At 73.0% G+C, this 10,495-nt stretch carries 11 protein-coding genes; 7 read left to right on the forward strand and 4 right to left on the reverse strand.

What is annotated here, in order from left to right; genetic code table 11:
• Positions 1 to 1,188, forward strand: a 1,188-nt coding sequence (locus QR78_RS27535) for a methyl-accepting chemotaxis protein (RefSeq protein ID WP_048430805.1), incomplete at its 5' end; no start/stop codon positions are given.
• A gap of 70 nt (positions 1,189 to 1,258) precedes the next feature.
• Here the strand turns inward: QR78_RS27535 and QR78_RS27540 are convergent.
• Entirely contained in the window at positions 1,259 to 2,377 is a 1,119-nt protein-coding gene (locus QR78_RS27540) for an alpha/beta hydrolase (protein ID WP_053221120.1), read from the reverse strand.
• Between the two features lie 270 nt (positions 2,378 to 2,647).
• Here QR78_RS27540 and QR78_RS27545 point away from each other — a divergent pair, with 270 nt between their 5' ends.
• The gene (locus tag QR78_RS27545) at positions 2,648 to 3,268 is read left to right on the forward strand and encodes a cation efflux transmembrane domain-containing protein (RefSeq protein ID WP_048430806.1); all 621 of its coding nucleotides are present in this window, start codon (positions 2,648 to 2,650) and stop codon (positions 3,266 to 3,268) included.
• Between the two features lie 148 nt (positions 3,269 to 3,416).
• Here QR78_RS27545 and QR78_RS27550 read toward each other — a convergent pair whose 3' ends face one another.
• Positions 3,417 to 3,965, reverse strand: a complete 549-nt coding sequence (locus QR78_RS27550) for an RrF2 family transcriptional regulator (protein WP_244276567.1) — start codon at positions 3,963 to 3,965, stop codon at positions 3,417 to 3,419.
• A 266-nt stretch (positions 3,966 to 4,231) separates the two neighbouring features.
• On the opposite strand from QR78_RS27550, the gene QR78_RS27555 reads away from it, so the two are divergent.
• The 5 genes from QR78_RS27555 to QR78_RS27575 all read left to right on the forward strand — a co-directional run bounded on the left by QR78_RS27555 (position 4,232) and on the right by QR78_RS27575 (position 9,714).
• Positions 4,232 to 4,468 carry a DUF6894 family protein gene (locus QR78_RS27555; RefSeq protein WP_048430807.1) on the forward strand — a complete coding sequence of 79 codons (237 nt, stop codon included), beginning with the start codon at positions 4,232 to 4,234 and terminating at the stop codon, positions 4,466 to 4,468.
• A 93-nt stretch (positions 4,469 to 4,561) separates the two neighbouring features.
• Positions 4,562 to 6,436 (forward strand): glycoside hydrolase family 15 protein, encoded by a 1,875-nt coding sequence (locus QR78_RS27560; RefSeq protein ID WP_280137076.1) that lies wholly within the window; start codon positions 4,562 to 4,564, stop codon positions 6,434 to 6,436.
• A 128-nt stretch (positions 6,437 to 6,564) separates the two neighbouring features.
• Entirely contained in the window at positions 6,565 to 8,112 is a 1,548-nt protein-coding gene (gene metG, locus QR78_RS27565; RefSeq protein ID WP_048430809.1) for a methionine--tRNA ligase, read from the forward strand.
• Positions 8,109 to 8,894: a TatD family hydrolase gene (locus QR78_RS27570; RefSeq protein WP_244276568.1), complete on the forward strand. Its 786-nt coding sequence runs from the start codon at positions 8,109 to 8,111 to the stop codon at positions 8,892 to 8,894. The genes metG and QR78_RS27570 overlap by 4 nt, the downstream gene beginning before the upstream one ends.
• 13 nt (positions 8,895 to 8,907) lie before the next feature.
• Entirely contained in the window at positions 8,908 to 9,714 is an 807-nt protein-coding gene (locus QR78_RS27575; protein WP_048430810.1) for an MBL fold metallo-hydrolase, read from the forward strand.
• Here QR78_RS27575 and QR78_RS27580 read toward each other — a convergent pair.
• Positions 9,681 to 10,070 carry a cupin domain-containing protein gene (locus QR78_RS27580; protein ID WP_244276569.1) on the reverse strand — a complete coding sequence of 130 codons (390 nt, stop codon included), beginning with the start codon at positions 10,068 to 10,070 and terminating at the stop codon, positions 9,681 to 9,683. The two genes, QR78_RS27575 and QR78_RS27580, sit on opposite strands and share 34 nt — an antisense overlap.
• Entirely contained in the window at positions 10,067 to 10,354 is a 288-nt protein-coding gene (locus QR78_RS27585; RefSeq protein WP_053221119.1) for a type II toxin-antitoxin system RelE/ParE family toxin, read from the reverse strand. Before QR78_RS27585 ends, QR78_RS27580 begins: the two co-directional genes overlap by 4 nt.
• Positions 10,355 to 10,495: the final 141 nt, after the last annotated feature.

A 10,495-nucleotide genomic window follows, 5' to 3' on the forward strand; every position in this document is an offset into this window, starting at 1 on the left:
GCCCTCAACGCCGCCGCCGGCACCGCCGCCGGCGAGGCCGCCCGGGCCGAGCGGGTCGAGGCGACCCGCACCGCCGTCGCGATGCTCGCGGTGTCGGTCCTCGTCACCCTCGCGGCGGTGCTGTTCTGCCTCGTCCGCGTCGTCCGGCCGCTCGGCCGCATGACCGGCGCGATGCGCCGCCTCGCCGAGGGCGATGCCGCGACCGCGATCCCGGGCGCCGGCCGCCGGGACGAGCTCGGCGCCATGGCGGGGGCGCTCGCGGTGTTTCGCGACAACCTGGTCCGCACCCGGGCGCTGGAGGAGGAGACCGCGCTCGCCCGGGCCGGCGCCGAGGCGCAGCGCCGGCAGGCGACCCGCGCGCTGGCGGATGCCTTCGAGCGGGCGGTCGGCGGCATCGTCGGCGCGGTCACGGCCGCCGCCACCGAGCTGCAGGCCACCGCCCAGACCATGACGTTCACCGCCCGGGAGACCGCCGGCCAGTCGGGCGGCGCGGCGGCGGCCGCCGCCCAGGCCGCCTCGAATGTCGGCATGGTGGCGGCGGCGGCGGAGGAACTCGGCGCCTCGGTGGCCGAGATCGGCCGGCAGGTCGACGGCTCGGCCCGGCTCGCCGGGGCCGCCGTCCGGGAGGCCGGCGCGAGCGCGGCCCAGGTCCAGGCGCTGACCGAGGCGACCCACCGCATCGGCGACGTGGTCGGGCTGATCTCGTCGATCGCCGCGCAGACCAACCTGCTCGCGCTCAACGCCACCATCGAGGCGGCGCGTGCCGGAGCGGCGGGGCGCGGCTTCGCGGTGGTGGCGGCGGAGGTCAAGGAACTCGCCGGCCAGACGGCCAAGGCGACGGAGGAGATCACCGGCCAGATCGCGGCGATCCAGGCCTCGACCGGCCAGGCGGTCGGCGCGATCGGCGGGATCACCGCACGGATCGAGGAGATCGCGGGCGTCGCCACCTCGATCGCCGCGGCGGTGGAGGAGCAGGGCGCGGCGACCCGGGAGATCGTCCGCAACGTCTCGGAGGCCGCCGCCGGCACCGGCGAGGTGACGGCGAGCGTCTCCGGCGTCGCCCGGGCGGCGGACGAGACCGGCGCGGCGGCAAGCCAGGTGCTCTCGGCGGCCTCCGAGCTGTCGCGCCAGTCCGAGCAGCTCTCGGCCGAAGTCGCCCGCTTCCTCGACACCGTGCGGGCGGCCTGACGCCCGTACGGAACCGAGACATCGGAAGGACCGCCCCGGGCTCCGGGGCGGTCCTTCGTCGTTTGTGCGGTCAGTTCAGCGCCTGCGGGTCGGCCTCGGTCAGGAAGGCGGCGACCTCGCGGAAGAACTGCATGCGGTTCTTCTCCATCATCACCGTGTGGGTGCCCTCGCCGAGTTCCACGAAGCGCTTGTAGGGCGTGCGGGTGAGGCGGGCGAAGTAGTCCTGGGCCTGGTAGCTCGGCAGGTCGGCGTCCCACTCGGCGTGGATGACGAGGGTCGGCACCCGGATCTCGCCGGGATCGTAGAGCGGCTTGCCGGCCTGCCAGTACTCCTGCGAATCGGCCACGACGCCGTTCGGCGCCCGGAGCACCGGGGGCGTCTGCGCGGCCCCGGCGGCGTCGGTCGCGAAGGTGGCGTCGGCCCATTGCTCGAACCAGCCGGGCGGGATCAGGTCCGCCTGCTTGTCCGCCGGCACGCCCTTGAGCCAGCGCTCCTTGGCGCTGTCGCGGCTCACGCTCCGGTAGGCGCCGAGCGGGCCGCTCGTGCCGAGGAGCGAGGGCGTGCGCGAGAGCCATTGCGGCGCGTAGAGGACGAGGCGGTTGACCGTGTCGGTGTGGGTGCTGGTGTAGAGCCCCATGGTCGAGGTGCCCCAGGACCAGCCCATCAGGTCGATCCTGTCCACCCCGCGCCGCCGGCGGATGAAGTCGACGGCCTGGCCGACCACCGCGGCGGCGTCCTTCGTCCGCATGAAGGGCTGGCCGTCGGCGGCCGGGCGGCCCATCGCGGCGGGGCGGCCCGAGAGGCCGTAGCCCGGCAGGTCGACGAGGTAGACGTCGAAGCCCAGCCCCGCGAGGTAGTCCATCATCGACAGGCCGCCGAGCGGCAGGTCGAAGGCGGTCGAGGCCGGATAGGTCGCACCGTGGACGTAGAGCAGGATGCGGTCGGGCGCGAACCGCTCGGTCCCGGCCGGGCGCTTGTTGCGCAGGTAGATCGACACCCCGTCCTCCGGGCCGGGGAGGCGGAATTCCTCCACCGCCAGACGGGGTGCTGCGGCCGGCCCGGCGGGCGCCGCCGAGGCCGCGGACCCCGAGAGGGTGCCACCCAAGGCGGCGGGTGCCGCCGCGAGCCCGCCGAGGACGAGGCGGCGGGGCATCCGCCCCGGGGACGGGGGCGGTGATGAATGCGGCATGGTCGTCTCCTCCTGGCCCACCGCTTCCCGGTGGGTGCTGCCCACCGCGTCTCGGTGGGTGCCCACCGCGTCTCGGTGGGTGCCCGCCGTGTCCCGGCGGGTCTCCGCCTGTGGCCGGCGGATGAGGGCAGTGAAGCCGGCGCGGGGGCCCGGTGCAACCGCCGGCCCGGCATGGCACCGATGCGGCGTCGTGCGGCGCGGGCGCGCCCTGGCCGGCGCCGCGCGGCCGGGGCATAGACGACCGGCCGCCATCCGCGCGAGGCCCGCCCCGTGACCCCGTCCGACACCGATCCCGGCCTGCGCGCCACCGTGCGCCGCGTCGCCCTGCTCAATCTCGGCTATTTCGGGATCGAGGCGAGCGTGGCGGTGGCGATCGGCTCGGTGGCGCTGGTGGCCGACAGCGTCGACTTCCTGGAGGATGCGGCGCTCAACCTCCTGATCGTCGCCGGCCTCGGCTGGCGCCCCGCCGCCCGGGCGCGGCTCGGCGCCGCGATGGCCGGCATCCTGCTGCTGCCGGGGCTCGCCGCGGCCTGGACCGCCTGGCAGAAGCTCGGCGCCTTCACGGCCCCGGACCCGGTGCCCCTGACCCTGACGGGGCTCGGGGCGCTCGCCGTCAACGTCGTCTGCGCCTTGATGCTGGCCCGCCACCGCGAGGGGCGCGGCAGCCTGACCCGGGCGGCCTTCCTGTCGGCCCGCAACGACGCGGTCGCCAACGTGGCGATCGTGGCGGCCGGGCTCGTCACCGCCGCCACCCTGTCGACCTGGCCCGGTTTCGCGCCCTGGCCCGACCTGGTGGTCGGCCTCGGCATCGCGGTCCTGAACGCCGATGCCGCCTGGGAGATCTGGCAGGCCGCCGCCGCGGAACGCCGGGCCGCCCGCGAGGCGGCGTGATCCGAGGAGATCCGCCCGCGCGGCGAACCGGGCCGGACGGCAGTCCCCAAGCAGATTTCGCCGAAGTGGTTACCGGTCCGGCGCCGACAATCTGCGATACAACAAGAATCTAAGCGGGCGAAGCATTGGTCTGCCAACGCAAGTCCGCTTAGGGGACCGGCTCTCCCGCCCCCTCGGCCTCGCGCCCGATCAGGTCGCGCAGGGTCGCCCCGGTCGGGCTGGCCAGCACGTCCGCCAGGGTGAAGCGGTCGAGCTCGCGGATGAAGCTGCGCTCGGCCGAATCGAGGGCGTGCTTCAGGAGGCAGCGTCCGGCGAGCGGGCAGGGGCCGCGGGCGCACTCGACGAGGCAGCCGAGGCCTTCCAGTTCCGCCACTACGGCGCCCAGACGCACCTCGGCCGGCGGCCGGGCCAGTCGCACACCGCCGGAGCGACCCTGCCGGGCCTCGATGTAGCCCGCCCCCGTGAGCCCGCGCGCCACCTTCTGCAGGTGGTTCAGCGACACCCCGAAGGTGCGCGCGACGGCGGGCGTCGTCGTCCAGCCGCCGGCCTCCACCGCCCCGAGATAGAGCAGCAGGCGCAGCGACAGGTCGGTGTAGAGCGAGAGCCGCAGGGCGCGCTGTCCTTCTTCGTCGACGACGCCGACACCGAGCCGCGGATCGCCGGCGCACCCGGCAGGCGGGGAAAACCACCCGCACAACCCTATCGCCGGCCAGCGGATTTGGCCAGGGCGCCCCGGCTGCGGATCGCGGCGGACCGGCATTTGCGCCGGTCGAGACTGCCTAAATCTGGTAGTTAAAGTGCTTGTTTGCCTAACGGAAAAATCAGCATTCAATAAACATTTGCGAGGGCAGCCGATGTCGCTGCGTTCTAGTGAATCCCCGAGGCACCTCCGACCGGCGAGATCGGTCGGCGGGACCGGGACGATTCGCCCGGAGGCCCTCTCGACACCCCCAGGGGCCTCCCGTGCCGCACTACTTCTTCGACATCAACGACCACGACCTGTCGCATCGGGACGACGAGGGCAGCGAGTGGCCGGGCCGCGATGCCGCCCGGGCCCACGCCATGCGGGTCCTGGCCGACATCGCCCGCGACGAGGCCCGCCGCCAGGACCGGCTGAACCTGTTCGTCACGATCCGCGACGAGAGACGGGCGATCCTCGGCGTCGCGTCCCTCGCGGTGGCCTGCACCTGGGTCGACTGAGCGGGCACGGGGGGCTGGGTTGCGGCGCAAACCGTCGCGCCCCGAAACCCGCTCCCCGGCGGACCGTTACCCCCGCGCTTTAACGTATGTTGGGTGCGAGGCGACGTGACGGACCGGCCGATCGAGGACTACGCCGTCATCGGCGATACCTGCACGACGGCGCTCGTCGCCCGGGACGGATCGATCGACTGGCTGTGCTGGCCCTGCCACGACAGTCCCGCCGTCTTCCTGCGTCTCCTCGACGAGGACAAGGGCGGGGCCTGCGAGATCCTCCTCGACGACCTGCGCGAGACGCGCCGGGCCTACCGGCCCGGCACCACCATCCTGGAGACGCTGTTCGTCACCGCGACCGGGACCCTGCGCCTCACCGACTTCATGCCGCTCCATCCCCTGGCGGAGGTGCCCGACGAGGGCCCGGACGGTGCGCCCCACGGCCGGATCGTGCGGATCGCCGCCTGCGAGGCCGGCACGGTCTCGGGGCGGTTCCGGGTGCGCCCGACCTTCGACTACGCCCGGGACGGCGCCGCCCTCGAGCCCGAGGCGGGCGGGACGGTCCTGTGCCGGCGCCTCGCGAAGCCGGAGGGCGTGCGGGTCGCCGCCACGGTGCCGTTGACGATCGTCGGCGACCGGGTCGAGGCGGCGTTCGCGTTGCAGGCCGGGGAGGGCGCATCCCTGGTCCTCGCCCACCGGGAGGACGACGACGGCGATGTCGGGAGCGCCGCCGCGAGCCTCGCGGCGACGGAGAGCTATTGGCACGAATGGTCCGGGCGCTGCACCTATGACGGCCCGCACCGCAAGAGCGTGCTGCGCAGCGCGCTCGTGCTCAAGCTCCTGACCCACGCCCCCTCGGGCGGGATCATCGCGGCCTCCACCACCAGCCTGCCGGAGGCGGTGCCGGGCACCCGCAACTTCGATTACCGCTACGTCTGGATGCGGGATGCGAGCTTCACCGTCACGGCCTTCGTCAATCTCGGCTACGTGCGCGAGGCGGCGGAATTCCTGCGCTTCCTGCGCGAGGCCGACGGGACCCGCGGCCGCGATCTGAAGCTGATGTACGGCATCAACGGGCGCGTTCCGGAAGAGGAGATCCTGGACCATCTGCGCGGCTGGCGCGGGGTCGGCCCGGTGCGGATCGGCAACGCGGCGTCGAGCCAGCACCAGTACGACATCTACGGCGAGTTCCTGGTGGCGCTCCACGCCTTCCTGGACGCCGTCGACTACGACCCGCCGGTGAAGGTCAACGACCACTTGGCAGAGGTGCTCGGGCACCTGACCGGCCACGTCATCCGCTGCCGCCACGCGCCCGACCACGGCATCTGGGAACTGCGCGACGAGACGCGCCAGATCCTCCACACCAAGGGCATGCTCTGGGTCGCCCTCGACCGGGCGGTGCAGATCGCCCAAGAGGTGGACGTGGCGGCGCGCGAGCGGGTCGAGGAATGGCGGCGCGTCGCCGCCGAGATCCGGGCCGACTACCACGAGAAGGGCTGGAACGCCCGCATCGGCGCCTACACCCAGGCCTACGGTTCCGACGACCTCGACGCCGCGGTCCTGCGCACGGTGCTGTTCGGCGCCTTCGAGCCCGATTCGCCCCGGGTCGCCGCGACGCTCGAGGCGGTGAGCGCCGGGCTCGGCGACGGCGACCTGATCTACCGCTACCGCAACGCCGACGGCTTCGAGCACCCGGAGGCGACCTTCGCGGCCTGCGCGTTCTGGCGCGTCGGCTGCCTGGCGCTCGCCGGGCGCATGGAGGAGGCCGAGCCGCTCTTCGCCCGGTTGCTGGCCCGCGGCAACGATCTCGGGCTGTTCGCCGAGGAGATCGACGCGGGCACGGGCGAGCAGCGCGGCAACGTTCCGCAAGGCTTCACCCACATGGCGATCATCAACCACGCGGTGCGCCTCGACCGGGCGGCGCGCCACCGGGACGCGCCGATGGACGAGCCGTTCCGCCAGGCCGTCGGGGCCTGACGCGCGGTGGAGCGGCGGGAACGCCCTCGCGGGGGGTGGGCACCGCTGCCCGAATTTGCTCTAAGGCACGGACGGGCGCCGCCTCGCGGGCGGGCCCGATCCGAATCCTTCATACCGGGAAACCAGCCGTGGCGGGCGAGCCGTTCTTCATCACCACCGCCATCTCGTACCCCAACGGGGTGCCGCATATCGGCCACGCCTACGAGGTGATCGCCGCCGACGCCATCGCGCGCTTCAAGCGCCTCGACGGCTACGACGTGTTCTTCACCACCGGCACCGACGAGCACGGCCTCAAGATCCAGCAGACCGCCGCCAAGGCCGGGATCAGCCCGCGCGCCTTCGTGGACGAGATGGCGCCGCGCTTCCGCGCCATGGCCGAGCAGCTCGACTGCTCCTTCGACCGCTTCATCCGCACCACCGACGCCGACCACGTCGCCGCCGCCCAGGCTTTGTGGCGCCGGATGGAGGAGAACGGCGACATCTACCTCGCCAAGTATGCCGGCTGGTACTCGGTCCGCGACGAGGCCTATTACGACGAGGCCGAGCTCGTCACCGCGCCCGACGGCAGCCGCCGGGCGGAGAAGACCGGCACGCCGGTCGAGTGGGTCGAGGAGGAGAGCTACTTCTTCCGGCTCTCGGCCTACGGCGAGCGCCTGCTCGCCCTCTACGAGGCGAACCCGGATTTCATCGGCCCCGATTCGCGCCGCAACGAGGTGACGAGCTTCGTGCGCTCGGGCCTGCAGGACCTGTCGGTCAGCCGCACCACCTTCGACTGGGGCGTGCCGGTGCCGGGCAACCCGGCCCACGTCATGTACGTCTGGGTCGACGCGCTGACGAACTACATCACGTCCTGCGGCTTCCCCGACGAGGGCGCCCCGCGCTGGCGCCAGTGGCCGGCGGCGCTCCACGTCATCGGCAAGGACATCATCCGCTTCCACGCGGTGTACTGGCCGGCCTTCCTGATGTCGGCCGGTCTCCCGGTCCCGCAGCGCGTCTTCGGCCACGGCTTCCTGCTCAACAAGGGCGAGAAGATGTCGAAGTCGCTCGGCAACGTCGTCGCCCCGACGGCGCTCGCCGAGGCCTACGGCGTCGATCCCCTGCGCTACTTCATGCTGCGCGAGGTGCCGTTCGGCCAGGACGGCAGCTACTCGCACGAGGCGATCGTCAACCGCCTCAACGCCGACCTCGCCAACGACCTCGGCAACCTCGCCCAGCGCTCGCTGACCATGATCGCCCGCAATTGCGGCGGCCAGATTCCGCAAGCCGGCGAGCCGGCTGCCGCCGACCGGGCGCTGCTGGCGATGGCCGACGCGCTGCCGGAGAAGGCGAGGGGGCTGATGCAGGACCTCGCCCTGCACGCGGTGTTGGCCGAGATCTGGGCGGTCGTCGCGGAGGCCAACCGCTACTTCGCCGGGCAGGAGCCCTGGAGCTTACGCAAGACCGATCCGGCCCGGATGGAGGCGGTTCTGTACACCACCGCCGAGGTGCTGCGGGCGGTCGGCATCCTGGTCCAGCCCTTCATCCCGAGCGCCGCGGCGCGGCTCCTCGACCTGCTGGCGGTGGCGCCCGAGGCGCGCAACCTCGCCGCTGTCGGGCCGGGTCACCGGCTCGCGCCCGGCACGGCCCTGCCGGCGCCGAGCCCGATCTTCCCGCGCTACGTGGAGCCCGAGGCGTGAGCCTGGTCGATAGCCACTGCCACCTCGATTCTCCCGGCCTCGCCGAGCGGCTGCCCGAGGTGCTGGCCCGGGCGAAGGCCGCCGGGATCGACCGCATGGTGACGATCTCGACCCGGGTCGCCCGGTTCGAGACCTACCGGCGTTTAAGCGAGGCGCACCCCGAGGTGCTGTTCACGATCGGCACCCACCCGCACCAGGCGGGCGAGGAGCCGGACGTGACGGCCGACGAGATCGTCGCCCTGTCGCGCCACCCGCGCTGCATCGGCATCGGCGAGGCCGGGCTCGATTACCATTACGACACCGCCCCGCGGGACGTGCAGCAGAAGGTTTTTCGCACCCACATCGCGGCGTCGCGGGAGAGCGGGCTGCCGCTCGTCATCCATGCCCGCGAGGCGGACGAGGACGTGGGCCGTATCCTCGCCGAGGAGATGGCGCGCGGGCCGTTCAAGGCGGTGCTGCACTGCTTCTCGTCGGGGCGGCGGCTGGCCGAGACCGGCGTCGCGCTCGGCCTGTTCGTGTCGTTCTCCGGCATCGTGACCTTCCGCAACTCGGACGAGATCCGGTCGATCGCCGCCGCCGTGCCGAAGGACCGCCTGCTGGTCGAGACCGACGCGCCCTATCTCGCGCCGGTGCCGCATCGCGGCCGGCCGAACGAGCCGGCCTTCGTCGCCGACACCGCCCGGGTGCTGGCCGAGACCGTGGGGCTCACGCCCGAGGCGCTCGCGGCCCTCACCACCGCCAACTTCTACCGCCTGTTCGACAAGGCCGCCGCATACCGCTGAGGGCTCTGACCGCATGCCGACCCTGACCCTTCGCATCCTGGGCTGCGGCTCCTCGGGCGGCGTGCCGCGGGTCGGCTACGGCTGGGGCGCCTGCGACCCGGCGGAGCGCAAGAACCGGCGCCGGCGCTGCTCGCTCCTGGTCGAGCGCCGCGACGTCGAGAGCGAGGCGACCACCGTTCTCGTGGACACCTCGCCGGACCTGCGCGAGCAGCTGCTCGATGCCGGCGCGACGCGCCTCGACGGCATCCTGTTCACCCATTCCCACGCCGACCACACCCACGGCATCGACGACGTCCGCGCGATGGTGATCCACATGCGCCGGCGCATCGCCGTCCATGCCGACGCCACGACCGCCGAGCTGCTGCGCGCCCGCTTCGCCTATTGCTTCACCTCGCGGCCGGGCAGCCTCTACCCGCCGATCCTCGACCTGCACGACCTCGACATCGACGCGCCGGTGACCGTCGAGGGGCCGGGCGGTCCCGTCACCGCCACCGCTTTCGCGATGGAGCACGGCCCCGAGCAGGCGCTCGGCTTCCGCTTCGCCGACGCCGCCTACGCGCCCGACGTCAGCACCATGCCGGACGCCGCCAAGGCCCGGTTGCGCAACCTCGACCTCCTGATCATCGACGCGCTGCGCGACACGCCGCACCCGACCCACTTCTCGGTGCCGGATGCCCTGGCGCTGATCGAGGAGGTGGCGCCGCGCCGCGCCATCCTGACCAACCTCCACACCGACCTCGACTACGAGACCCTGCGACGGCGCCTGCCGCCCGGGGTGGTGCCGGCCTATGACGGGCTCTCGGTCGCGGTCGACGGCTGATCCTCCGGCCGGAGATGGACCGCGAGCCAGACGGTCGCCTCGTCGGGGCTCGTCCACTCGACCCGGTGGCGCAGGCGGGCCGGGATCGTCAGGTGATCGCCGGGTCCGAGCCGCCGCGGCGCCGGCTCGCCGTGCAGGTGCAGGCCGGCGCTTCCCGAGAGCAGCACGACCCACTCGTCCCAGGGCTGGTCGTACCAGAAGCCCGGCGGGCTCGCCTGGCCGGTGGAGACGATCCGCTCGACGCGGCCGTGCGGGGCTCGCGCCAGGACGTCGGTCGTCTCGTCGGATTGCGGCGCAGTGGGCAGGCCGGCGAAGAGGTTGGCGGTCGTCATGCGGGTCGTCATGCGGGTCGTCATGGCGTGTTCGGCATCGTGGCGGGGTCGCGAGCGCCGTGCCGGATGCCGACTAAGACGATCTCGCTCTCGGTCGCGACGTAGAAGATCAGGTAGGGGCTCGCCAAGGTCCTGCGCATGGGACGAAGATCGGTCGGTGGTCCGCTGCCCGGCTGTTCGAGCAAGCGCTCAATCGCCGCCTGGATACGGGCTTGGATGCGGCGGGCGCCGTACGGGGATTTCTCGGCGATCCCGTCCAGTATCCGTTCGAGTTCGTCCGCCGCCTCGGGCGTGTAGCGCAGCTTCACAGGCCGTGCTTCGCCCAGATGGCTCGTATCCGCTCGTCGCTCGCGAATTCGCCCCGGGCGGCCTGCGCCAGGGACTCGGCGAACGACGCCTTTTCCCCGGGGTCGAGAACGACGAGCCCCGGCTCGTCGTCGAGGACGGCC

Origin of the sequence: Methylobacterium indicum (genome assembly GCF_001043895.1) — a bacterium.
In the GTDB taxonomy this organism is placed as follows: domain Bacteria; phylum Pseudomonadota; class Alphaproteobacteria; order Rhizobiales; family Beijerinckiaceae; genus Methylobacterium; species Methylobacterium indicum.